The sequence below is a fragment of the Odoribacter sp. AF15-53 genome (assembly GCF_003479425.1).
Taxonomy (GTDB): Bacteria; Bacteroidota; Bacteroidia; order Bacteroidales; family Marinifilaceae; genus Butyricimonas.
The window spans coordinates 373,209-398,041 of the sequence record NZ_QUHC01000003.1; the positions used below are offsets into that span (position 1 = coordinate 373,209).

Annotated in this window: 17 protein-coding genes; 14 read left to right on the top strand and 3 right to left on the bottom strand. The window is 43.8% G+C overall.

Annotation, left to right across the window (positions count from 1 at the left end; translation table 11 throughout):
- Positions 1-28 precede the first annotated feature (28 nt).
- The 7 genes from DWW52_RS09605 (at position 29) to trxA (ending at position 11,255) form a co-directional block, all read left to right on the top strand.
- Positions 29-1,639 (top strand): PKD-like family lipoprotein, encoded by a 1,611-nt coding sequence (locus DWW52_RS09605; protein ID WP_158582545.1) that lies wholly within the window; start codon positions 29-31, stop codon positions 1,637-1,639.
- On the top strand, positions 1,636-2,712 hold the full coding sequence (locus DWW52_RS09610; RefSeq protein ID WP_118715281.1) for a thioredoxin-like domain-containing protein: 1,077 nt from the start codon (positions 1,636-1,638) through the stop codon (positions 2,710-2,712). The genes DWW52_RS09605 and DWW52_RS09610 overlap by 4 nt, the downstream gene beginning before the upstream one ends.
- Positions 2,713-2,725: 13 nt before the next feature.
- Entirely contained in the window at positions 2,726-3,832 is a 1,107-nt protein-coding gene (locus DWW52_RS09615) for a TlpA disulfide reductase family protein (RefSeq protein WP_118715282.1), read from the top strand.
- A 131-nt stretch (positions 3,833-3,963) separates the two neighbouring features.
- Positions 3,964-5,370 (top strand): MFS transporter, encoded by a 1,407-nt coding sequence (locus tag DWW52_RS09620; protein ID WP_118715283.1) that lies wholly within the window; start codon positions 3,964-3,966, stop codon positions 5,368-5,370.
- A 75-nt stretch (positions 5,371-5,445) separates the two neighbouring features.
- Complete coding sequence (locus DWW52_RS09625) at positions 5,446-6,675, top strand: acyloxyacyl hydrolase (RefSeq protein WP_118715284.1); 1,230 nt, start codon at positions 5,446-5,448, stop codon at positions 6,673-6,675.
- 511 nt (positions 6,676-7,186) lie between these two features.
- Entirely contained in the window at positions 7,187-10,852 is a 3,666-nt protein-coding gene (dnaE, locus tag DWW52_RS09630; protein WP_118715285.1) for a DNA polymerase III subunit alpha, read from the top strand.
- An 85-nt stretch (positions 10,853-10,937) separates the two neighbouring features.
- Positions 10,938-11,255, top strand: coding sequence for a thioredoxin (trxA, locus tag DWW52_RS09635; protein WP_118715286.1), 318 nt, complete (start codon positions 10,938-10,940; stop codon positions 11,253-11,255).
- A 71-nt stretch (positions 11,256-11,326) separates the two neighbouring features.
- On the opposite strand, the gene DWW52_RS09640 is transcribed toward trxA, so the two are convergent.
- Both DWW52_RS09640 and DWW52_RS09645 read right to left on the bottom strand, forming a co-directional pair.
- A complete protein-coding gene (locus tag DWW52_RS09640; RefSeq protein WP_118715287.1) occupies positions 11,327-11,863 on the bottom strand; it encodes a chromate transporter in 537 nt (178 codons plus the stop codon).
- Between the two features lie 43 nt (positions 11,864-11,906).
- Positions 11,907-12,446, bottom strand: a complete 540-nt coding sequence (locus tag DWW52_RS09645) for a chromate transporter (protein WP_118715288.1) — start codon at positions 12,444-12,446, stop codon at positions 11,907-11,909.
- A 218-nt stretch (positions 12,447-12,664) separates the two neighbouring features.
- Here DWW52_RS09645 and DWW52_RS09650 point away from each other — a divergent pair, with 218 nt between their 5' ends.
- Complete coding sequence (locus tag DWW52_RS09650) at positions 12,665-14,800, top strand: DUF3352 domain-containing protein (protein WP_233556804.1); 2,136 nt, start codon at positions 12,665-12,667, stop codon at positions 14,798-14,800.
- 69 nt (positions 14,801-14,869) lie between these two features.
- Here the strand turns inward: DWW52_RS09650 and DWW52_RS09655 are convergent, their stop codons facing one another.
- Complete coding sequence (locus DWW52_RS09655) at positions 14,870-16,126, bottom strand: peptidoglycan DD-metalloendopeptidase family protein (RefSeq protein WP_118715290.1); 1,257 nt, start codon at positions 16,124-16,126, stop codon at positions 14,870-14,872.
- A 462-nt stretch (positions 16,127-16,588) separates the two neighbouring features.
- Here DWW52_RS09655 and DWW52_RS09660 point away from each other — a divergent pair, with 462 nt between their 5' ends.
- The 6 genes from DWW52_RS09660 (at position 16,589) to DWW52_RS09685 (ending at position 24,695) form a co-directional block, all read left to right on the top strand.
- Complete coding sequence (locus tag DWW52_RS09660) at positions 16,589-17,515, top strand: ABC transporter ATP-binding protein (protein WP_118715291.1); 927 nt, start codon at positions 16,589-16,591, stop codon at positions 17,513-17,515.
- 12 nt (positions 17,516-17,527) lie between these two features.
- Positions 17,528-19,831, top strand: coding sequence for a Gldg family protein (locus DWW52_RS09665; RefSeq protein ID WP_118715292.1), 2,304 nt, complete (start codon positions 17,528-17,530; stop codon positions 19,829-19,831).
- Positions 19,832-19,945: 114 nt separating this feature from the next.
- Positions 19,946-21,280: a DNA mismatch repair protein gene (locus DWW52_RS09670; protein WP_118715293.1), complete on the top strand. Its 1,335-nt coding sequence runs from the start codon at positions 19,946-19,948 to the stop codon at positions 21,278-21,280.
- On the top strand, positions 21,277-22,614 hold the full coding sequence (locus DWW52_RS09675; protein WP_118715294.1) for a hypothetical protein: 1,338 nt from the start codon (positions 21,277-21,279) through the stop codon (positions 22,612-22,614). The genes DWW52_RS09670 and DWW52_RS09675 overlap by 4 nt, the downstream gene beginning before the upstream one ends.
- A gap of 208 nt (positions 22,615-22,822) precedes the next feature.
- Positions 22,823-23,380, top strand: coding sequence for an RNA polymerase sigma-70 factor (locus DWW52_RS09680; RefSeq protein WP_118715295.1), 558 nt, complete (start codon positions 22,823-22,825; stop codon positions 23,378-23,380).
- 112 nt (positions 23,381-23,492) lie between these two features.
- Entirely contained in the window at positions 23,493-24,695 is a 1,203-nt protein-coding gene (locus DWW52_RS09685; RefSeq protein ID WP_158582546.1) for a FecR family protein, read from the top strand.
- Positions 24,696-24,833 lie beyond the last annotated feature (138 nt).

Genomic DNA, 24,833 nt, shown 5'->3' on the forward strand with positions numbered 1-24,833 from the left:
CTCATTGTTAAACTTAAAAAAATGTAATATGAAGCAACTTTCATTATATATATTCTTACTCCTGCTAGCGGTGGCCTGCTATGATGACTTGGGCAATTATGACTACACGGAACTGAACTCGGTTACCGTTGATAGCATTCGTTCCAATTGGTATGAAAAATATTCATATGCGGATACCTTGAAAATCAATCCTGTATTGAATCTTGCTCTTGGCGGATCGGAAGATCACTTGAAATTCGAATGGAAACTGATGCCTTTGCATGCGCGGTATAACAAAGATTCCATTCCGGTGGAGGAGCAAAAAGCAGGATATATTATCGGGAGAGAAAAGAACCTTGCTTACCCGCTGGTAGAAAAACCGGGCGATTACGCTGGTTTCTTTTACGTGAAAGACACGCTTACGGGTGTTTCTTATAAGACCGATTTTTACGTGAGATTGCGTACTGCCGTGAGTGACGGTTGGATGGTGTTGTGTGAGGAAGCTGGGAAGGCCCGGTTGGATATGATTTCTTATACTTCCGAAAATGAAAAATTAGTTTCACACAACATCTGGGAAGGACTCGGGATGGAGCTCGGGAAACCCTACAAGTTGGTTTACAATTATAATCGTACCTTCGGGACCTCCCGTTTGGCATATTGTGAGGCGGGAACCTTTAACCTGGATCCCGAAACGTTACAACCTTCCGAGGAAAACAACATGATTTGGCAATTCAGCGAGAATCCCGATAAGGTAGAGATTGTCGGTGGGATTACAATGATGAATTCAGACCCGAGAAGAGAAATCGTGGTAACATCCGAGGGAGAACTTTTTTGGCGAAATTATGATGATCTCATAAATGGGATACAATTTACCTTCCCCGTGAACAAATTGGAAAAGAGTGACGAATACTTTAAAGTTTCCCGTCATATCGGGTACAAACCTAATTATAGTTGGCCCAACACTTGTTCCGTTATTCTTTATGATGAAACGAATCGTCGTTTCTTGGCTTTGGAAAGTATGGGGAAGAAAGATTGGTGGGGAGATGTTACTTATGAAGCCAAAGATTATCCTAACGTGTTGTCCTTCACGGGAGGTACGGCTGATTATGATGCAAATACCGGTAAAGACTTGGTACACATGGAGGGTACTCGGGAAGGATATGTATTCGCCGTGTTGAAAACACCCGGAACCGAAGATTATGACATTTACGGCATGATCACCAACATTGATTATAAAGTGGAAAGGACTCATTACCTGCGTCTGCTTCCTGCCAATGGTGACAAGATTATCCATTTCGCTTTTCATCCTGTTTTCCGTATCCTTTATTACGCCACGGAGCAAGGCGACGTGTATCAATTTAACCTCAGTACACCGGAAAAGAAAGCCGAGAAAATTCTTTCTTTCCCCGGCGAGCGTATATCGGTCATGAAATTTCAATGTCCGGTAGCTTATGTGGCATACGAACCTTGGGAACGCGCACGGGAATATTGGTTGTACGTGGCTGGATACGACACGGCTTGCGAGGAAAGTGTCAGTGGCGTTTTAAGAATGTTTGATTTTCCGCAACAAACATCTGCTCCCGTGTTACAACAGGAAATCAAACAATTGGGAAAAATAATAGATATTGCTTATAGATTTAAAAACGATTATAAAAAATGAAACATTTTCTACTATTAACAGGCATCATCTTTTGTCTTTGGGGACAGAATACCGTTTATGCTCAAGTGTATGGAACTTATCCTCAAAATAACGCAACCCTCAGCCTGCTCCGGATCACCGGGGCGGGCGCACCGGATACGCTCGAAACGGTTACAATTAAGAACGGGCGTTTCCATTTCACGACCCGACCGCAAGAGGCCGGAATTTATAGCCTGGTATTGCACGATATCGGCTGGGCTTATCCCGTGTTGTTGGAAAAGGGAAAAAATAAGATACTCATCTCTGAAGCTGCAACTATACAATTGGAAAATACGAAATTGCAACGACAGGTCAAGGCTTGTAGTGATGAACTCAAAAAATTGAATGAAGAACTAGTCGCGACAATAAAGCAATTGCAGCAAGAGAAAGTCGAGAACAAGCAGCAGGCTTTAAAAGAGAAACAATTGAATCTCGAAGGGCAAGTCGATAGCTTGCTGGCGCGCTACATTCGGGCTAATAAAAACAACATGGCGGGTCTTCTTCTTGTTTGGGATAAGATGGATTGGGTGGATTTCCAGAAGTTGGAAAATCGCTATCGGCTATTGGACGAAAATATGCAAAACACCCCGATAGGTAAAGCTATCAGCAAGGAAATAGATCGGCGTTGGTATTTGAAACCGGGGGGTATAGCCCGGGATTTTACCATGCCTGACACCGCGGGCAATCCGGTCACGTTATCAACCATTAAGGCAAAAGTGAAAATCCTTGATTTCTGGGCATCGTGGTGTGTGCCTTGTAGAGCTGCAAATAAAAGACTGATACCTTTATATGAGAAATATAAAGATAAGGGTTTGGAAATCATAGGTATATCTGTTGATCGTGATGCCGCGCAATGGAAAATGGCTATAAAAAAAGATGCTTGCGGGTGGATTCAGTTATCCGAACTGAAAGCAACTCCCGATGCCGTTTATTTGCGTTATAAAGCAACCAGCATACCCAGGTGGTTTGTATTAGACGAAAATAATCGGTGTGTTGCGACTGGTAACGATGATAAAGGGTTGGAAGAGATTGTGATAAAAGAATTGGGACTTTAATATTGAGCATTAAATGAATAAGATTGTGATCATATTTTTGGTGGGTGTGATTTCGTTTATGATGGGTTGTAAATCTGATGGATACTCTGTTGATGTTTTTATAGAGAATAACGAACGGGCGGCTGTAAAGATAGTATCGTTGGGAGTGGACGGCCAAGAGGAAATACTAGCTTCGGGCGAGGTCGTAGATGGATCGTTTCATTTTTCCGGTCACGTTGACTCTCCTCGGATTTGTTTTGTGACGATTTCAGGTGTAACGGGTCGCGTTCCTTTGATATTGGAAAATGAATGCTATCGAGTAACAATTCATTCGAAAGAAGTTGTTGATTCTCAAAATTTTACCATCGAGGGCGGGCGGTTGCAAGCTATTAGAAATGAACTACGTGATGGCGAGAAAGTGACCCATCACGTTCGTGATTCTTTGGTAGAACTCTATCAGCAGTCAAGGGCGGTTATGGATGTTATCGAAATGTCTGTTATACGTAAGGAGTTAGATACATTAAGCGAGCAATATAATGCGCACGTCTTGGAATGTATCCGGGCTAATAATGATAACCTTGTAGGAGTGTCATTCGTGTATGAACGCTTGAGACAGTTACCCTACAAGCAACTAAAAGCCCGTTATGAGTTGTTGACAGAGGCTATGCAAAATACCCCTGAAGGTAAAGTTGCTTCGCAACGATTGGCGTGGTTGGGTAGTATGCAACCTGGTAATCAATTTTTGGATTTCCGTCTTCCCTCGGTTTCTGGGGATACGATAACCTTGTCCGAATTAAAAGGGAAGGTGAAATTGATTGATTTCTGGGCTTCCTGGTGTGGTCCCTGTCGTTCGGAAAATCTTAATTTGTTACGGATTTATGAAAATTATAAAGATAAAGGGTGCGTTATTGTGTCTATTTCGATGGATACCGATAGAAAAGCTTGGGAAGAAGCAATTAATGAAGATAAACTTCCTTGGCTGCAACTTTCTGATTTAAAAGGTATCGGAAAGGGTGTGGCTCGACAATATAACATCCAAGCGATACCGCAAACTTATATCCTTGATGCGGAGAATAAGGTTATCGCTGTCGGTTTGAGAGGAAAAGCTCTTGAAGAAACTATTGATAAAGCGATGCAATAAAACCATTGGTAGGCAAGTATCTACCCGGTTTTTCCCTTTGGAATGTGGTTCGTGAAAGTTTCTTGTAAACCTCGAATTTGTGGTCAACCCGGATTTATTTTGTAATTTTACAACCTAAATTGGATGAGAAAATGACTACAAAAGAGGTTGAGTGGGACGGTCTCCCCGTTCCGAGGCGGTATTGGGCGATTCTTGCGATTGCCATGGGCATCACGGTCTCCGTGCTGGACGGTACAATTGCCAATGTGGCGTTGCCGTCCATCGCGGCGGACTTGAATGCAACCCCGTCGATGTCGATTTGGATCGTGAATGCTTATCAGTTGGCGATCGTGGTCTCCTTGTTATCCTTATCATCATTGGGAGATATTTTGGGATATCGTCGGGTATATATTGGTGGTTTGTTGATCTTTAGCGTGACCTCTCTGGCCTGTGCGCTTTCGAATTCGTTGTTGACGCTGACTGTCGCCCGTGTGTTCCAGGGATTCGGTGCCGCGGCACTGGCTAGTGTAAATACTTCATTAATCCGGATTATTTATCCCCGAAGTCGTTTGGGGCGGGGGATGGGAATTAACGCGTTGGTGGTTGCTGTTTCGGCAGCCGGGGGACCGACCATTGCGGCCGGAATCTTATCCGTTGCTTCCTGGCAATGGCTGTTCGCCATAAACGTGCCGATCGTGATTGTTGCTTTGATCCTGTCGTTCAAGTTCCTTCCGGTGAACCCGCTCAAGAGAAGCGGGCGTAAGTTTGACTGGATCAGCGGGCTTATGAACGCGTTGACTTTCGGTTTGCTGATTTTCTCGATCGAGGGATTTACTCATGGCGTGAACCTCTCGGTTCTCCTTCCCGGGATTGCGGTCGTTTTGTTGATCGGCTATTTCTTCGTGCGCCGTCAGTTATCGCGGGAATATCCCTTGTTGCCTGTCGACCTGCTACGGATACCGATATTCTCGTTGTCCGTCGGGACCTCTGTGTGTTCCTTCGTGGCACAAATGTTGGCGATGGTATCTTTACCGTTCTTCTTGCAGCACACGTTAGGATTGGATGAGGTGGCAACCGGCTTGTTGCTTACCCCGTGGCCTTTGGCAACGATGGTAGCGGCACCCTTGGCAGGTCGGTTGATCGAGCGGGTTCACGCGGGGTTACTGGGAGGCGTGGGATTGACGATCTTCGCCTTGGGGTTGTTTCTATTGGCGGTATTTGCCGATCAGGTGCCCAACGGCGTTATCGCCTTGTTCATGGTGATGTGTGGTTTTGGTTTCGGTTTGTTTCAAACGCCCAACAATAGTATATTAATTTCTTCGGCACCCCAGAACCGGAGTGGTGGGGCGAGCGGAATGTTGGGCATGGCCCGGTTAACCGGACAGACCACGGGAGCCTCGTTGGTGGCCTTGATGTTTGTTGTCTTTCCGGTTGGTGGAACTTATGCCTCCCTGTATTTTGCCGGAGGGTTTGCCACGCTTGCCGCTATTGTCAGTTTTAGCCGGGTGTCACTTCCCGAACCGGAATTATTACGGGGGAATGCGAAGAAAAAAGGATAGCGGGATCGTTTCGTCTTCTTTTTTCTATACTTTTGTGTCCGAACCTTGCGGACTTTTTAGACTCGGTAGACAGATATGAAGAAACGGATTTTGAGAACGATTGTTTTTGTGGGAATAATGCTTGTTGTGCTTGCCCCGTGCGTGTTCGGACAGGAGAGTGATAGCTCGAATATATCGTCTCCTCGCAAATTCGTTCATGGATTGAGAGTCGAGTGGCGTCCGGAGTATATTTTCCCGACTCACTCTTTTTTAAGTGGTGACAATCCGGAGGGGAAGATTATCCGCGGATCTTTTTCAACCCACGTGAAGTATCTATTCCGGTATAGCCCGGAGAGTGTTATCGGTCGTGTTTACGGGGATGTTTATCAAGGTGTCGGTTTGGGATATTATACTTTGGGAGAGCCTGATTTGTTGGGTAACCCGTTAGCATTTTATTTATTCCAAGGAGCCCGTATTGCTCGATTGGCTCCCCGTTTATCTTTTAACTACGAGTGGAATCTGGGTTTGTCTTCGGGGTGGAAACCTTATGATTCCTACGACAACTCGTTCAACCGGATGATCGGATCGAAGGTAAACGCGTATATTAACGCTAATTTTTATCTTCGTTGGGAATTCTTTCCGGGGATCAGTTTAACCTCGGGTATCACCTTGTCGCATTTTTCCAATGGTAATACCCGGATTCCGAATGCCGGATTGAACTCGATCGGGGGAAATTTCGGGTTGGAGTGTGATTTTTACCGGAAGAAAGACGTGACGTCCTTGAAAGAAGAGAGCGTTTTTCGGGACTTGGCGTTCCGTCGTCATTTCAGTTATGATTTCGTGGTTTTCGGTTCATGGCACCAGCAATTGATGAAGGTCAGCGATGGTTATACTCCTTCGCCCGAGTATTACCCGGTGTTCGGGTTCAATTTTGCTCCCATGTATAATTTGAATTATAGATTCCGTTGTGGCGTGTCGTTAGACGGTACGTATGATGGGGGTGCTAACTTGTACACGCGGTATGACGTGTACGGGACGATTGATAAATCTGAAATTCTCCGACCGGATTTGTCCGAACAATTCTCTCTGGGGCTTTCGGCCCGTGCAGAATACGTGATGCCTTTCTTTACCTTGGGCGTCGGGATGGGAACAAACTTTATCGGTAAAGGAGATATGCGAGTTTTCTATCAGGTACTCACGTTGAAGATTGCCGTCTCCCGGTCAGCCTTTTTGCACGTGGGGTATAATCTTCGGGAATTCAGTGAACCTAATTACCTGATGTTAGGGGTCGGATTCCGGCTAAATGGTAAATACACGGCTTTTTAATTTCTTTTTCGGAAAGCATTTGATCTTGATGTGGAGATAGCTCTGTTGCATAAGGGGTTATCCGGGGAAATCCTCGTGATGAAAGGGGAAGTATATGTAGATTTAATACCGGAATTTAACAAGTATAGTGTATGACTACTGTACGAGTAGTTGATATCATCTTTTAGAAAACTTTTAATTACCTTTTATGAATCTTATTATAATAGGGTTCATATAGGGTTTGTATAGGGTTCGTATAGGGTTCATGAAGGTAATGATACACTATTCATCAAGTAGTATGCATGTAATAATGTATTACTTTTTATTGTATAATAGATGTTTAGAATAGGACTTTCCGATGGTTTGGAAAAAACGTTAAGGGCCGTTCGGGAAAAGTTAAGTATTTTAACCGACACGTGTCGTTATATTCATTATATTTGTTCCTATGTTGTTTTAAGGAATAGTCATGTTTCTTGTCGTTGAGATTCAGGATGTTCTGAAATTGTCTGATATTTAATTAATAGGAGATTTTATGCCATTTACTCATTTTCACGTGCACTCGCAATATTCGATTCTAGACGGGGCGGCGAGCGTTCCGGGATTAGTCGATAAAGCGATTGCCGACGGGATGAAAGCTATTTCGTTGACCGACCACGGAAATATGTTCGGGATTAAATTGTTTTACGATGTTTGCCGGAAGAAAGGCATAAAACCGATTCTCGGCGTGGAGGCTTACGTGGCACGAGTATCTTTATATAATAAGGAAAAACCGGTGGATCGTTCCGGGGAACACTTGATTATTCTGGCTAAGAATCTGCAAGGTTACCTGAATCTGATAAAACTTTGTTCGGTTGCGTTCGTGGATGGTTATTACTATCGTCCGCGTATTGATAAGGCACTTTTGGAAAAACATCACGAGGGGTTGATTATTTCTTCAGCGTGTCTTGGAGGCGAGATTTGTCAGAAAATCATGGCCGGGGATATCGAGGGAGCGGAAGCTGCCGCGTTGTGGTATAAGAATCTGGTGGGCGAGGATTATTACTTGGAGGTGATGAGGCACCCGGCCGCTGCCGCGAAGGAGAGAGCTGAGGTTTACGAGAATCAGGTGAAGTGTAATGCCGAGATCATGCGGATAGGGGAAAAGCTGGGAATCAAGGTGATCGCCACGAATGACGTGCATTTTCTTAACGAGGAGGATGCCGAGGCGCATGATTTGTTGATTTGTTTGAATACCCGTAAGGATTTGGACGACCCGAACCGGATGCGTTACACGAGGCAGGAGTGGTTCAAAACGACGGCCGAGATGGAGGAGTTGTTTAAAGATATCCCGCAAGTGATCGAGAACACGCAGGAGATTGTAGATAAAGTGGAGGAATATAAACTGGATTCCGACCCGTTGATGCCGGTTTTCCCGATTCCTCCCGAGATTGGAACGGAAGAGGAATACCGGAAAAAATATACGGAAGAAGACCTTTTCAACGAGTTTACGCGGAACGAGAAAGGGGAAGTGGTGATGAGCGAGGAGGAGGCCCAGAAGAAAGTGAAGAAGTTGGGGGGATATGACCGTCTCTACCGTATTAAGCTGGAGGCGGATTACTTGAAGGAACTGGCGATGAAAGGGGCCGTGAAACGTTACGGGGAGAATATCCCGCCGGATATCATGGAACGATTGATCTTCGAGTTGCATATCATGAAGACGATGGGTTTCCCGGGGTATTTCCTGATCGTGCAGGACTTTATCCAGGCGGCTCGCGATATGGGCGTGATTGTTGGGCCGGGACGTGGTTCGGCCGCGGGGAGTGCCGTCGCGTATAGTTTGGGAATCACGAATATAGACCCGGTGAAGTACGATTTGCTGTTCGAGCGTTTTTTGAATCCCGATCGTATCTCCCTGCCTGATATCGACGTGGATTTCGATGATGACGGACGACAGAGGGTGTTGGAATGGGTGACCGAGAAATACGGGGCGGATAAGGTGTCGCATATCGTGACCTTCGGTAGTATGGCGGCCAAGATGGCTATTAAGGACGTGGCGCGGGTGTTGAAGTTGGATTTATCCGAGGCGAATCGCTTGGCCAAGATGGTGCCGGAGACGCCCAAGATCACGTTGAAGAAGGCATACAAGGAAAATCCTGATCTGGAGAAGGAAAGAGAGTCGCCTAACCCGTTGGTGGCTAAAACGCTTCATCTGGCGGAGATTCTTGAAGGTTCGGTGCGGCAAACCGGGGTACATGCTTGCGGTATTTTGATTAGCCGTGACCCGTTGACCGATCATATCCCGATTATGCCGACCGAGGGCGAGAGTTTGATGACCACCCAGTATGACGGCCATTTCGTGGAGCCTATCGGGTTGATCAAGATGGACTTTCTGGGGTTGCGAACGCTTTCGATTATAAAAACTTGTTTGGATAATATAAAGAAATCCCGTCACGAGACGTTGGACGTGGACTCGATTTCGTTGGAGGATAAAGAGACATTTGATTTGTTTTCACGCGGGGATACGACCGGTCTGTTCCAGTTTGAGTCGCCGGGAATGAAGAAGCACTTGCGGGCGTTGAAGCCGAACCGTTTTGAGGATTTGGTGGCCATGAATGCTTTGTATCGTCCGGGGCCTATGGAGTATATCCCGGATTTTATCAAGCGTAAACACGGGGAAGCCCCGATCGAGTATGATCACCCGATGATGGAGCCTTACCTGAAAGACACGTACGGGATCACGGTGTACCAGGAGCAGGTGATGTTGCAATCGCGTGCCTTGGGTAATTTCACGCGGGGTATGTCGGACACGCTTCGTAAGGCAATGGGTAAGAAGCAAATCGACACGATGAATCAGTTGAAGACGCAGTTTATCGACGGGTGTAACAAGAACGAGGAGTTCGTGAAGGGGGCAAAGGCGATGGGGAAGGAGGTAAACCCGTTGGTCGATAAGATTTGGGGGGACTGGGAGGCTTTCGCTTCTTACGCGTTCAATAAATCGCACTCGGTTTGCTACGCTTATATCGCTTACCAGACCGGGTTCCTGAAAGCGCATTATCCCGCCGAGTTCATGGCTGCCAACTTGAGTTGTAACCTTTCGCAGATCGAGAAGGTTACGATCTTTATGGATGAATGTAAGCGAATGGGGTTGAGTGTGTTGGCGCCGGATGTGAACGAGTCGGATGATGATTTTACCGTGAATCACAAGGGGGATATCCGTTTCGGAATGGCCGGGATCAAGGGGGTTGGAGAGGCTGCCGTGAACGCGATTATTAAAGAACGGAATGAAAACGGACCTTACAAGGATCTTTTTGATTTTTTCGAGCGTATTGATTACAAGACGGTGAATAAGAAGACGTTGGAAAATCTGATTATTGCGGGGGGATTGGATAGTTTCGGGTTGGACCGGGCTCAATTTTTCCATATGCCCGACGGGCACGTGACTTTCCTCGAAAATCTGGTGAATTACGGGCAGAAGAAACAGCAGGATAGCATGTTGATGCAGGCCACGTTGTTCGGGGGAATGGACGAGTACGACGTGATCAAACCCTCGATTCCCTTGTGCGAGCCGTGGACTGACGTGGAAAAAGCTCGTAAAGAGAAAGAATTGATCGGTATTTACCTAACTTCTCACCCGTTGGATTCGTATAAATTGGAGATCAATGCTATTTGTACCCCGTTGGAGAGTCTGAATAGTGATCTGAGTTCTTATAAGGATCGGGACGTGACTATCGCGGGTATTATCGTGGCCTTGCGGGAAGGGAAAACGAAAAAGGGAAATGATTTCGGCATCTTGACGATCGAGGATTTCACGGGTACTTACGAGTTGCCTTTCTTCGGGGAGGATTACATCAAGTTCCGTAATTATTTTATCATGGAGACATCGGTTTATATCAAAGGAAGGGTACAGGAGAAGAAATGGGGAGGAGCCGGAGAATTGACTTTTAACGTGCAAAGTATGGATTTGTTGAGCGTGATCAGCGAGAATCTGATACGTTCGATTACCCTGCAGGTTGATGTGGAAAAATTGACTCACGAGCTTGTGAACGAGATACATAACCAGTTCGTGAACGAGAAAGGGGATCTCCCGTTGAACTTTGTTTTGTATGACGGGACGGGACACCGGGTAAAGATGTTTTCAAGAACCTGTAAGATAGGACGTTCGAGAGAATTATACGAATATTTCGAAAATAATGATGCTATTAAAATGAAAATTAATTAATTTCGCCATGTCGAAGCGTTGGACCAAGCGAACTTAATCCAACGCTTTTAACATGAAAATTATTATAAACTTTAAAGATAGAAGTATGGCTATTGCAGTTAATGATTCAAATTTCGAGGAAGTTGTGCTGAAGGCAGAACATCCTGTACTTGTAGATTTCTGGGCAGAATGGTGTGGACCATGTAAAATGATGTTACCCATCGTGGAAGAAATCTCTAAAGAGTTCGAAGGCAAATTGGTGGTTGCCAAAGTTGACGTGGACAGCGCGGCTGGAACGGCAGCTAAATTCGGTATCCGTAACATCCCGACAATTCTTTTCTTTAAGAATGGAGAGGTTGCAGACAAACAGGTGGGTGCTGTACCTAAGACTACTCTCGTATCTAAGATTAATGCACTACTTTAAAATATGAAACCGCCTGAAAGGCGGTTTTTTTGTATCTGGACATTTGATGAGGCGTACTCCTGTATGTAGCTTTAATAAAGTAAATAGCCTGCTACTCCCGCCGCGATGATCATTAAAATCGGGTCCATTTTATATTTGAAGGTGGCGATAAAAGCCACGGCGAAGATGATGTAACTTTTGTAGTCCGCGAAGTTTTGTTTGTTCATTAGAAGTAGGGCCGCGGCACCGATAAGGCCCAGCACGGTAATTTTTAATCCCTGCATGGCCATTTCCACGTATTTGTTGTCCCGGAACATGAAAAAGAATTTGGAAATGGAGATCATGATGATGAGGGAGGGAAGGCTCACTGCAATCGTGCAGATGGCCGATCCCCAGATGCTACCTGTCGCCGTGTAACCGATGTAGGTTGCCGTGTTGAAGGCGATGGGGCCGGGCGTGCTTTGCGAGATGGCCACGATGTCCGTGAAGTCGGCCACGCTGATCCAGTTGTGAACTTCTACCACGTCATGTTGTATTAGCGAGAGCATGGCGTATCCTCCCCCGAAACCGAATAACCCGATTTTAAAGAACGTGATAAAGAGGCTGATATAAAGATCTAGTTCAGACATGATAATTGATAATTGAAAATGGAGAATTGATTCCGGTTCATATTTAAAGTTTGTGGGTTATTTTGCCGTAAAGGAGCCCCCCCGCGATGGCCGCGATGATGATGTATATCGGGGAGAGGTTTAATTGCCAGACGAGTAGAGCCGCGATTACCGGGAATATAACGGTTTTACGGGTGATCCCGGCTGATTTACCCATCTGGTATAACGGGGCGGCGATAAGTGCCACGACGGCCGGGCGGATACCCTTGAATACCCGTTCAACTCCGGGATTGTTTTTGAAATCCGTGAATATGATCGCGATTAACAGGATCACGATGAAAGAGGGAAGAATGGTTCCCAAACTGGAGAAAATAACTCCTTTTACCCCTCGTGCCTTGTATCCCACGAAAATAGCCGTGTTCAACGCTATCGGGCCGGGAGCTGATTGGGCAATTGCCATCATCTCCACGAACTCGCTTTCTTTTAACCAGCCTTTTTTGTTCACGACTTCCTGCTGGATGAGCGGGATCATCGCGTAACCTCCTCCTAGGGTGAAAGAACCGATTTTGAAAAACGAGATAAATATTTGCCAGTATGTAGCCATAATTTTGTTCTTTATGATCGGGACAAAGATACTATAAAACTGGCTTCTTTCATAGTATATACTGATTCTTGCGCTTTGTAAGTTGGTGAATGCTGGATTATAGAATTGAGTTATTAATTTTCGAGTTGTAGAAGGGGACAGGTAAGTTATAACAATAGATGGAGTGTGTAAATCTCGTTTGAATTTCGTAATATTGTGGCATTGATAAGCGTCGCGAAATGAAAAATATGCGGAAGAGTACGAAGAGAAAAATAATTGTGATAACCTGTCTGTTGCTTGGGATGGGGTTGATCGTGTGGTTCGGGGTTTTTCAGAAGGCGGGAAAGTTCGATACCCTGCAAGCGGTACCCGTGGATGCTGTTTTCAAAGTGAATATAACTTCGGTAAACCGTGTTCATGAACGGTTGCGGCAGAATTTTATCTGGAAGTCGTTGAAGGGATATCCTTATTTTGAAGAGTATCACTCGAATTTGCAGTATGTCGACTCGTTGGCGAATGCCTATCCTAAATTGAAAAAGGTGCTGACTGATCGCCCGGTAACGATCTCCTGTCATCAAATCGGTTTGGGTAAATATGATTTCCTGTATGTTTGTGATTTGGGAAAGCTGAACGTGATTCGGCTTTTTGAATCTTTGCTGCTGACGCTGATGCAGGATGACGAGATCAGGATAAAGACGATGAAAGACCCGAACGGGGAAATCCGGTCGTTGCGTTGGGCGGATTGGCAGTTTTTTTTCACGATCAAGGATAATCTGTTGATCGGTTCGTCGTCTCACGCGTTGGTGTCCCGTTCTCTGGCACGGTGTAAATCGAAGAAAGAGGTCGAGAGTTTGGTTACTTCAGAAGATGTAACGCTTGATATTGACCATCGGCAGTTGGGTAAATGGATCGCTTCGATTATGGAGGATTCGGCTGTTTCGGATGAATTCGCGTTGTTGCGTAATACCCGTTTGATGTTGCAGTTGAGTGATAAGGCGCTTCGTTTTTCGGGGGAAACGAGGACTAACTCGGATAAATTCTCTTTACTGGATGTGGCGAGTTTCTTGGAAGCGGGGCCTTCTTCCTTGGAGAAAATTGCGGGGGAAAATACGGCGGCTTACCTGTCATTTTGTTTTCCTTCTTTTAAAGAGGCCGAGAATCTGTTGTTGGAGAATTATAAGGTGAATTACCCGCAATCTTATAACGAGATGAGGAAGTCGATGGATCGCCTGAATAAGTTTTTGAATTTGGATGTTCTGGATGTCTTCACCTCGTGGATCGGGGGAGAGGTGGCGATCATTAAACCTCGTTTGGAAAGTGATCAGGATACGGAGGATATTGTTTTGGCCGTGCGGGGAAAGGATATTGATTTGGCAAAGGATCAAATGGCTTATCTAGCCGAACAGATACAGCGGAAAACTCCTATCCGGGAGAAGGCGATGGAATATAATGGGCATACGATTCATTATTTCCGTTTGAAAGGTTTTTTCAATCTCTTTTTCGGTGGTATGTTCGAGCGTTTTGAACGTCCTTATTACACGTTTTTGGGCGATTATGTCGTTTTTAGTAATTCTCCCCGTACGCTTGCCGAGATGATCAAGGAGTACGTGCTGGGGAACACTTTGGAAAATAACGAGAAGTACATGCGTTTGAAAGGGCAGTTGGGTAACCGGAAAAACGTGTTTGGTTACGTGCAGACGCCGAATACTTACGAGTATTTGTATGATGCTTTTAAAACCGGTTCCAGGGAAGGGCTGGAGAAAAACAAGGGGGCTTTTTTAAGTTTCGAGACTATAGGATTCTCGTTGTCGAAGGAAAGAGGGGCTTTTGAAACACAAATTATTGCCAATTATAATGATAAGGCTCCCGATGAATATAAAATCAGGGAGTTGAATCGTCAGTTCGAGAATCAGATCAACAAGATCGAGGCCGGATTTTATTATCCCATGATACCGGATAGTGTGGCGGTGAGTAATCAAACGTATTATGAATACCGAACGGATCAATGTATTTTTAAAGGGGAGTTGAAGGATGGAATTCCGGATGGCGTGTGGTGCGTGTTTAATGTTTCGGGTACGTTGCTGGGGCAATTCCCTTACGGGAAGGGAAAGATTGAGGGAGTAGCTCCATTCTTTTACGAGAATGGGGATTTGCTGGCTCAGGTGAGTTATAAAGACGGTTTGATTGCAGGTTACAAGGAATTTTCTCCTGACGGTACGTTGCGGGCGGAGATCGCGTTCCGCAAGGGGGTACGGCATGGGATGGCAAAGTTTTATTATCCCACGGGACATTTGTTTTGCGAGGGGCGTTATAAAAATGGGCGACATGCCGGTAAATGGCGTTATTACAAGGTGACGGGCGAGAAATATTATTAGAATAATAAACCGGATTAAACAAGTTAGTTAAACTCTATTTAATCCGGTTTGCTATGTGATCGTATTTTTTTAGATCTGTCTCAGAATATTCACGAGCGAGTCTTTCACTTGGATGTATTGAGGCATATTCTCTTTTGATACAGGTTCTTTGGGTGGAGAGTTCATTTTTAATGGATTGATCGGCGATCCGTTCTGATATACCCGGAAATCCAAGTGGGGGCCGGTTGCTAATCCTGTGCTGCCGACATACCCGATAACATCGCCTTGTTGGACTCTTTTGCCGGGTTGGATGCCTTTTGCAAATTTTGACAAGTGCATGTAGGTGGTGGTGTACACGCTGTTATGTTTGATGGTTACGTAATTTCCTCCACCATTGGCTTGGTAAGCTTTTTTCACGACAACGCCATCTCCGATCGTTTTTACTGGGGTTCCCGTTGGTGCGGCGTAGTCAACACCATGATGTGCCCGGTATCTTTTTAAGACAGGATGGTAACGATTGTTGGAGAATCCCGACGAAATCCGAGAATAAGTCAAGGGGGCTTTCAGGAAACTTTTTTGTAAACTATTCCCGTTTTCATCAAAGAAGGTAAGCTTGCCATCTTGCTCGAAAGGAATGGCGAAGTAGTCTCTACCCATGTGATTAAATATGGCTCCTTTTATCTCGTAATCTCCTAACGGTTTGTCTTCCACGTATGATTCTTCGTAAATGACAAGAACGGAATCTCCTTTGGCTATCCCGTAAAAATCTATACTCCATGCATATATCTGAGATAACGTAATTGCTAGATTCGGGTTTACTCCTGCGGCAGAGAAGGCATTCCATAACGAGGATGTGATGACAGCTTTTGCTGTACCTTCTTTTTTCACGACATCTTTTTTCCCGATGTAAATGTCCGCGCTTTCTTTGAAGTCAATCACGACGTATTCGAGCGCGTTGCTTTCATAAATGAAAAATTCGGGCGTGCGAAGACTATCTTTCGCCAAGAAAAGCGTGTAGTTTTGCCCGCTTTTTATTTTTCGTAGGTCAAAAACATCTTTACAACGTTGAGATATTTCGTGAATCTTGGCAGGGGAAACTTTGTATTTGGCAAGGATTAGGGATAGGTTTTGATTTTTACCCACAACTCCTTCCTCTACTTCGAAATCGTCAGAGGGTATCCCGTATTTATAATGTACCTGTTGTTGTTCCGTGGAGTCGACAACTTCTTCTACTGCATTGGCATCCAGTATGGCTTGTTTGTTACCTTTGTTACTAGGCCAGAAAATAATAATACCCAATACGAGCCCGATCGCGGCCCAAATCCATATCCACTTTGTTTTTTTCATTTGCTTTAACATCCAGGGTTTGCATCTAATTAGGTCTGCAAGTTAGGTGATTCCGACTAGAACTGCAATAAGGCGGGAGATTTTTTATCCACATAATTTTCTATGTGTGAAAAGATTCTTAATGTTGTTATTAATAAAAAGTTAAAGTCGATTTTTTGATGCTGTTCATATTTGGATTTTACTATTTTTGACAAAACGAAATATAAAAAAAGGTTCCAGATATTTGGTGTGAATTTATTTCGTGGAATGATAAGGGTAAGAGTGGATATGTTATTTTCTTCTGAAAATGCGAGATGATGAAAAGAGTAATTCGGTGGTTGTTAGGGAATTAGTTGATTTGGGTATCTTAAAATTTTCATAAAGTTGATTTTTGAATAACACTAAATTGTTGTTGGAACGTCTTTTTATAAAGCTTTGATAAAAAGTGTTGTTGTATGCAATATTAATTTTAATAACAAATTTATGGAAGAGCCAATTGTAAAAGTCGAACACTTGTCACATCGTTACAGCATTCAATGGGCCGTAAGAGACATAAGTTTCGAGATTCCCGTAAGGGGGATTTACGGTTTGTTGGGGTCGAATGGCGCCGGCAAGTCAACCACGATGAACATTATTTGTGGGGTCATCAAGCAAACGGAAGGACAGGTTTTTATCAAGGGGATAGATGCCCGTAAAAGACCCGTTGACGCTAAACGGCATATCGGTTTCCTGCCGCAGAAGCCTCCCTTGTACGGTGATTTAACTGTTGAAGAGTATTTGCTTCATTGCGCGCGGTTGCGTTGGGTCCCGGATAATGAACTCCATTCCGCGGTGGAAGAGGTTTTAGCCCGTTGTGGTATCACTCATTTCCGCAAGCGTTTGATCAAGAATTTGTCGGGTGGTTATCAGCAACGTGTGGGGATTGCCCAGGCGATCGTGCATAAACCTGATCTGGTTGTGTTCGACGAGCCTACGAATGGTCTGGACCCGAATCAAATTATGGAGATCCGTCATTTGATCCGGGATATTGCCCAAGATCGTACGGTGATTCTTTCCACTCATATATTAACCGAGGTACAAGCTACTTGTGATCATATTTTGATGATTGAGGAAGGAAAGATGGTATTTATGGGTACCGTGGATGAATTTGATAATTATATTGTTCCGAATTCTCTTTATGTTGCTATGATTGATCCTCCTGTCGTGGATGAGTTGACGAAGATCGAGGGCGTTTTGGGTGTGGACGAGTTGGGAAACAGGAATTTCCGTATCCGATTCTCGGAAGCGCAAGAAGTTATAGATCAGATCGTGAAGTTGAGCGCGGCCAATGATTGGCGTCTGTCCGAGATTCGTGTGGAGAAGAGCTCGCTCGATAATATATTTGCAGAAATATCTAAGAAAGCACATTAAAAAAATCAGGTTATGTTTAAAATGATATATAATATAGCGAGGACGGAATTGCAAATGCTATTCTATTCTCCCGTGGCGTGGCTAATTTTGGTCGTGTTTGCCGTGCAAGCAGGGATGCTTTTCGCCGGACAGTTGGAAGGACTCGTGGCCAGCCAAGAAATGGGATATAATATTAATGGGTCTACGATGACAATTTTTGCCAGCCGTTGGGGTGGGGTTTTCACGAGTATGCAGAATTACTTGTATTTCTATATTCCTCTTTTAACGATGAGTCTGGTCAGCAAGGAGTTGAGTAGCGGTTCGATTCGTTTGTTGTATTCTTCCCCGATCACGAATTTCCAGATTATCGTGGGTAAATTCTTCTCCATGATGATCTACGGTTTTTTCATGATCGCTATTTTGTTTTTGATCGTACTTTGCAGTTGGGGTGTTGTCAAGGATTTCGATTTACCGATGGTTCTCGTGGGATTGTTGGGATTGTATCTGTTGATTTGTGCATACGCGGCAATCGGTATTTTCATGTCCAGCTTGACGTCTTACCAGATCGTGGCAGCGATCGGCACGTTTGCCGTGTTGATGTTGTTGAGCATGATCGGTGGCTGGTGGCAGGATTATGATTTCGTGCGTGACGTGACTTATTGGTTGGCTATGCCCGGTCGAAGCGGGAAGTTTATTGCCGGGTTGATTTGTAGCGAGGACGTGCTTTATTTCGTGATCGTGGTTTGTCTTTTCTTGGCGTTAACGATTATTCGTTTGAACTCGGTTCGTCAGAAAATTCGTTTCGTGATCACTTTAGGAAGAAATGTCGGTGTTATCTTTTTGGCTTGTTTCTTGGGATATTTGTCTTCCCTCCCGACAATGAAGGTTTATTATGATGCCACGAAGACGAAGTTGAACACGTTGACCCCGAATAGCCAGGATATCGTGGCGAAATTGGATGGCGGTATGACGATAACGACTTATATCAACGCGCTTGACCCGGGATCGGCCTGGTACGCGGCTCCTTATTTCCTGAAGCCTGATATGGAGCGTTTCGAGCAATATCAACGCTTCAAACCGGATATCAAGCTAAAATACGTGTACTATTACGACACGACGGCTAACCCGATGTTGGACAGAAGGTTCCCGAATATGACTCTCCGTCAGAAGATGGTCGAGGTATGTAAAACTTACGGGTTGGATTCAAATAAATTTATCGGACCGGAAGAGATTCGTGCGATGATTGATTTATCGGGAGAGAATAACACGTTCGTACGGCAGATTGTACGTGAAAATGGAGAAAAGGCTTGGTTGCGTATTTATAATGATATGCAAAAATTCCCAAGCGAGAAAGAAATTTCTGCCGCATTCAAACGGATGGTGATGGAGTTGCCGGTTGTCGGTTTCGTGAGCGGGCATGGAGAACGTAGTTATGCCGGTGGTAAAGACCGTGATTACAGTGCATTCGCTAATAATAAATCATTCCGTTATTCTTTGGAAAATCAAGGGTTTGATGTGGCTAATGTTACTTTGGACAAACAGGTACCGGAAAAGATTAATATCATGGTTGTTTCGGATCTACGTGAATGGTTTACGCCGGAAGAAGAAGCTAATTTGCAGCAATATATTGATCGCGGGGGTAATTTATTCATTCTTGGAGAACCGAGACGTCGGGATGTGATGAATAAGTTGTTTGCTAAATTCGGTTACGAGATGACAACGGGAGTATTGGTTAAACGGGATACGAATCTTCAAGCAGATGTTATCCTTTCGTACCCGACGGAAGAGGCTGATACGATCGCTTATGATTTCAATATGATGCGCAGACGTAACATGGTGATCACAACGCCTACTACGGCCGGATTGGAACAGATTGAGGACAAAGGGTATGTTGTGACGAATATGTTTAGAACTGACACGATCGGCGTTTGGAATGAGTTGGAGACTACTGATTTCATTGATGATACCGTTCGTTTGAACCCGTCTATCGGAGAAGTGGAGAAGATTTATAATACGGTCGTGGCTTTGTCAAGAAAAGTTGGAAACAAAGAACAGAAAATTATCCTTACCGGTGATGCCGATTGTATCAGTAACGGAGAGTTCGGACGAAGAGTTCCGCATGCTCGTACGAACAACTTCTCATTGATTACCGGAGGCTTCTTCTGGTTTTCTGATAATGAAGTTCCGATTGACGTGAGACGTCCCGCACTTCCGGATGATAAAGTTTATGTGTCTCAATCGGGAACTAAAATGATTAAGTGGTCGTTTATGTTGTTGATTCCGTTGATTTTAGCAGGTGGAGGTGTCTTTATCTGGATTCGTAGAAAAGGAAGATAAATGATTTATAATTCCGGATTTAAAATCAGATAGATAAGAAAATTGAAAATGTGATAATTAATTACTATATTCACATTTTCAATTTTCAATTTTCAATTTTTCAATTAAAATAAGATGAGTTTTAAAATAGACAAGCAGACTTTGGATGATCTGGCCATTTTCGGGAATAATCGGACGAAATCTGTTTACGATATTTTCAACCGGACCCGTACGAGGGGAGGGGCGAAAATTCTTGAAGAGATGTTCTTGTATCCTTTGTCAGATGCCGGACAGATTAACGAGCGGAGTGATGTTATTCGTTATTACCGGGATATTGCGGCCGAATTCCCGTTTCGTAGCGAGATTTTCGACACGATGGAGTTTTATTTGGGCAACACGGATAGGCGTACCCAATTAATGACGCAGGATAACACGCTGGGAAGAAAATTTAAGAATCTTGTTGGAACGGATACCGAGTATACCCAGATCCATAACGGGATTGTTTGTTGTATCGAGTTGTTGAACACGTTGGACGCTTTCTTGAAGAATTCCAAGGCGGATGCTGAGAACAAGACGATCGCGGAGTTGACCGGGAACCTGAGAGGTTTGTTGGGAAATGAAAAATGGTCGTGGTATGTTTCCGAAAAGGGGAAGAAGAAGCTGGCTTACGAGCAGGCTGTTGTTTACGACCGTGTTTTCCGTTTCGAGGAGCGAGATAAGCTGATGAAGATCCTGTATTACGTTTACCTGTTGGACGTGTACATGGCTGTTGCTAACGTGGCAAAGGAACGCGGGTTTATATTTGCAAAAGCTCATCCGAACGACAAAAACACGTTGATTCTGAAAGGTGTGTTTCATCCGTTCCTGACGAAACCGGTAGGGAACACGATAACGGTGGACGAGAATAGTAACGTGATTTTCCTGACTGGGGCGAATATGGCCGGGAAGTCAACTTTTATGAAGTCTTTCGGGATTGCTATTTTCTTGGCTCACGTGGGATTCCCTATTCCTGCCACGGAAATGGAGTTTTCCGTTCAGAACGGTATGTTCACGACAATCAACTTGCCGGATAACCTGAGTATGGGATATAGCCATTTTTATGCCGAGGTATTACGCGTGAAAAAAGTAGCACAACAGGTTCGACAGACTCAACATTTAATCGTGGTGTTCGATGAACTTTTCCGCGGGACGAACGTGAAGGATGCTTACGATGCAACGGTGGCGGTTACGGAGGCTTTTGCCGGAATCCGGAATTGCACGTTTATCATTTCGACTCATATTATAGAGGCCGGAGAGGTATTGAAGGAAAAGTGTGATAATATTAATTTCGTTTATCTACCGACCAAGATGGAGGGTAGTAAACCGGTTTATACTTACACGCTGGCTCCCGGTATCACGGATGATCGTCACGGTATGATGATCGTGAATAACGAGCATATTATTGAAATCATTAAAAATGGAGAAGTATGAGTTTCGAGACAGATAAACAAACGTTGGATGATTTGAATCTCTTGGGGAAATATAAAAATAGTTCCGTTTACAGCTTGTATGTCGATACTATAACCCGTGGAGGAGAGCGGAAGATGGAAGATATGTTCCTGCACCCGTTGACGGATGCCAAGGCAATTAATGATCGTTCATCCGTGTTCCGTTATTTCAAAGAACATAATTTCGGTTTTCCTTTTGGTAAAGAGGAGTTCGATACCGTGGAACAATATATCGCCGGGGCTAGCGGTAAGCGCGGTTTTATGAATATGGTGCAGATCATGCGGGCGAAGGCAATGTTTTATATCAGTCATGATCAAGAGTTCGGAATCATACGGGATCGTGTCGTGACGTCGATAGAGTTTTTCCGCAAGGCCCGGAAGTATTTCGATGAGTTGGGAAAGGATGCTGCCGGCAATCGTTTTCAAGAGGTGGCAGAACGCGGGAAGGCTTTATTGAATGATAGTAAAATTGTTAAATTGTTGGAGAATTCACGTCGGGAGAATCCCGGTTTAATGGATTTGATTCTTTTTGATCAGAATTTGCGTTGCTCTTGTCATAAAAAATTCAAGGAGGTGATCGAGATTCTTCAAGATGTTGATGTGAACGTGGTTGTGGGAAATGTCGCCAGGGAAAAGAATTTCTGTTTTGCCGAGGCTGTTGTTGACGGTGATGTATTGATTTCCGTGAAAGGGGTGCATCATCCCCGGATTGATGGGGCGATTTCGAATGACGTGGATGTGACTGTTGATAAAAACGTGTTCTTCCTGACGGGTGCGAATATGGCCGGTAAATCAACTTTGATGAAGTCATTCGGTATTGCCGTGTACGTGGCTCACATGGGGTTCCCCGTGGCCGCAACATCTATGAAATTCCGGATTCAGGACGGTATGTATACTTCTATTAATGTGCCTGATAATATTAATCTGGGATATAGCCATTTTTACGCTGAGGTTCTTCGCGTGAAGAAGGTTGCCATCGAGGTTAGCCGGGATAAGCATTTGCTCGTGATCTTTGACGAGTTGTTCAAGGGAACGAACGTGAAAGATGCTTTCGATGCGACACTGGCTGTAACGGAGGCTATTGCCGAGAGGAAGAATTGCGCGTTCATGGTTTCGACCCACATTATCGAGGTTGGACAGGAACTTGGAAAACATTGTAATAACGTGACGTTCGAGTATCTCCCGACCGTGATGAAGGGTAAGTTACCGACTTATACTTATAAGTTAGAACAAGGTATTACGAGCGATAAGCATGGTATGATTATTATCAATAACGAGAAGATTATCGAGATTATTAAAGGCGAGATCGCTTCTTAGGCTGGCGAATCGTTTGGATTATATATTGTCCCGGGAATATGACTGTTCCTGGGATTTTTTATTTATATAGATGAATTGGAATAGAATGAAACGAGTAAATTTAATGAATGTTAAAATACAAGATAATTATAGTTTCGTATTTATATTTCATTATTTTTGAATAATAAGATTATATGTCAGCGAGTGTGCATCTTTTTATACGAGAGAAATGTTTAGTGATAAATCAATAGAGGTCGTGGATCTATCCGATTCCAAACAGTTTAAAGCGAATTACGAACGGTATTTTACCGCTTTAAAACACTTTGCTATGCATTATTTGGGGGATGAAGAAATGGTTTTTGATTTATTACAAGATTTTTTTTTGAAACTATGGGAAAAGGGAGAGAGTTTTAAGAATGAAGAAGTTTTTAAAGTTTATCTTTACCGGGGCGTGCGAAATAATTGTTTGACTTATATACGGGATAAAAAAAGGGCGGAAAAACGTTTGGAGGATTATGGTAGTGATGAAGTTGAGGAAGATTTTGTAAGTCGTGTTATTGAATCAGAAGTTTTTTCTTTAATTAATCAAGTTTTTGAGGAATTGCCCGAATCTTGTAAAAGAGTGTACCGTTTAAGTTTGGAAGGAAAATCTCATCAGGAGATAGCAGATGAACTGCATATAGCGATAAATACGATTAAACGGCATAAGAATAATGCCAATCATTATATAAAGGATCGATTAGAAAAATTACTTGTATTAATGATGTTAATTTCTTCTGATATCTAAGTTTTAGAATTATTTTCTAAAAAACATTAAATGATATAACACCTTTCCAGATATTTGGCGTCTTTGATATAAAATCAGATACACGTTGTGTTTGATGTTATATAGAAAGGATATGTATAAAATATCTCGAATATTGTTAAAATATTTCACATTCGGAACGAATGACGAGGAATCTCAACTGTTGGACCAGTGGAGACGTGAGTCTGACCGTAATGAGAATCTTTTCCAAGAAATGGATTCCCCTGATTTTTGGGAAAGGGCAATAGACCCTATCCACAAGAAAATGCAGGAAGAACAGTGGCATTTGTTACAAATGAAAATTAGGATTATCAAGGATCAGGGCGAATTAGTTCGGGATGATATTGAAAAGACCTACAAGCGAATAAGACGTCGTTTGTATATTCGTCGTCTGTCGTCCGTGGCTGCTGTTCTCGTTTTATTGTGCGGAATAGGTGTGAGTGTTTGGAAATATGCGGGAACATGGGATAAATCAAAAGGCATGGAACAAATTGAGTCTATCCGGCCCGGGGGGAAAAAAGCTGTGTTGTATTTAGCTTCGGGAGAAACGATCCCTCTGGCAAAAGTAACCGGTGAGATTCAGAAGGAGGGAACAGTGATTCGGGTGGACGAGAAGGATGGAGTCTCTTACGATCCCGTGACAGAAGAGAAGGAAAAAATCGTTCACCGTATAGTCGTTCCTCGGGGAGGGGAGTACAAGATGGAGCTGGGTGATGGAACTAAAATCTGGTTAAATTCAGATTCGGAAATTAGCTACCCGGTGCAATTTGCTGAAGATAAACGTGCCGTCACGTTAAGAGGGGAGGCCTATTTTGAGGTGTCAAAGGATGAGTCACGACCTTTTATCGTGAATGTTGAGCAAATGACCGTGAAGGTGTACGGGACCAAATTTAACGTCAACAGCCAGATGAAGGGGATCGTGGAGACGGTATTGGTAGAAGGTCGTGTCGGAATCATCGCGGATGATAAAGAGATTATATTGCTGCCGAAGCAAAAAGCTGTCTATGATCAGGAAAAAGGGGACGTGTATGTCCAAAATGTCGATATCACTTCTTACGTGGCGTGGAAAGACGGTAACTTCGTGTTTGATAATGCCTCTTTAGGGGCAATCATGGATAAGTTGTCGTTGTGGTACGATGTGGATGTTTTTTACGGGAACGATGAAGTACGGAACGTACATCTTTCCGGGGATATGGTGCGTTATAAGGAGATTCAGAATTTACTCTATTTTTTCGAGCAAATTTCCGATGTGAAGTTTGAAATTAAAGGAAGAACGATCGTAGTTAATTATAAATAAAAAGAGATGAAAATGGTGACACATATTCATCTCATACTAACTAAAGACAGGGTTAATAGATTCCTGTCCTATTGTTAAACTTTCAAACACAAATTTATGAAATGTAGTTGGATTTTCGCTCAATGGGAGCTTAAAAAA

Excerpts from the sequence above, each read along its gene's own strand:
- DWW52_RS09605 (WP_158582545.1), top strand. The coding sequence starts at position 29 with ATGAAGCAACTTTCATTATATATATTCTTACTCCTGCTAGCGGTGGCC.
- DWW52_RS09610 (WP_118715281.1), top strand. The coding sequence starts at position 1,636 with ATGAAACATTTTCTACTATTAACAGGCATCATCTTTTGTCTTTGGGGA.
- DWW52_RS09615 (WP_118715282.1), top strand. The coding sequence starts at position 2,726 with ATGAATAAGATTGTGATCATATTTTTGGTGGGTGTGATTTCGTTTATG.
- DWW52_RS09620 (WP_118715283.1), top strand. The coding sequence starts at position 3,964 with ATGACTACAAAAGAGGTTGAGTGGGACGGTCTCCCCGTTCCGAGGCGG.
- DWW52_RS09625 (WP_118715284.1), top strand. The coding sequence starts at position 5,446 with ATGAAGAAACGGATTTTGAGAACGATTGTTTTTGTGGGAATAATGCTT.
- dnaE (WP_118715285.1), top strand. The coding sequence starts at position 7,187 with ATGCCATTTACTCATTTTCACGTGCACTCGCAATATTCGATTCTAGAC.
- trxA (WP_118715286.1), top strand. The coding sequence starts at position 10,938 with ATGGCTATTGCAGTTAATGATTCAAATTTCGAGGAAGTTGTGCTGAAG.
- DWW52_RS09640 (WP_118715287.1), bottom strand. The coding sequence starts at position 11,863 with ATGTCTGAACTAGATCTTTATATCAGCCTCTTTATCACGTTCTTTAAA.
- DWW52_RS09645 (WP_118715288.1), bottom strand. The coding sequence starts at position 12,446 with ATGGCTACATACTGGCAAATATTTATCTCGTTTTTCAAAATCGGTTCT.
- DWW52_RS09650 (WP_233556804.1), top strand. The coding sequence starts at position 12,665 with ATGAAAAATATGCGGAAGAGTACGAAGAGAAAAATAATTGTGATAACC.
- DWW52_RS09655 (WP_118715290.1), bottom strand. The coding sequence starts at position 16,126 with ATGAAAAAAACAAAGTGGATATGGATTTGGGCCGCGATCGGGCTCGTA.
- DWW52_RS09660 (WP_118715291.1), top strand. The coding sequence starts at position 16,589 with ATGGAAGAGCCAATTGTAAAAGTCGAACACTTGTCACATCGTTACAGC.
- DWW52_RS09665 (WP_118715292.1), top strand. The coding sequence starts at position 17,528 with ATGTTTAAAATGATATATAATATAGCGAGGACGGAATTGCAAATGCTA.
- DWW52_RS09670 (WP_118715293.1), top strand. The coding sequence starts at position 19,946 with ATGAGTTTTAAAATAGACAAGCAGACTTTGGATGATCTGGCCATTTTC.
- DWW52_RS09675 (WP_118715294.1), top strand. The coding sequence starts at position 21,277 with ATGAGTTTCGAGACAGATAAACAAACGTTGGATGATTTGAATCTCTTG.
- DWW52_RS09680 (WP_118715295.1), top strand. The coding sequence starts at position 22,823 with ATGTTTAGTGATAAATCAATAGAGGTCGTGGATCTATCCGATTCCAAA.
- DWW52_RS09685 (WP_158582546.1), top strand. The coding sequence starts at position 23,493 with ATGTATAAAATATCTCGAATATTGTTAAAATATTTCACATTCGGAACG.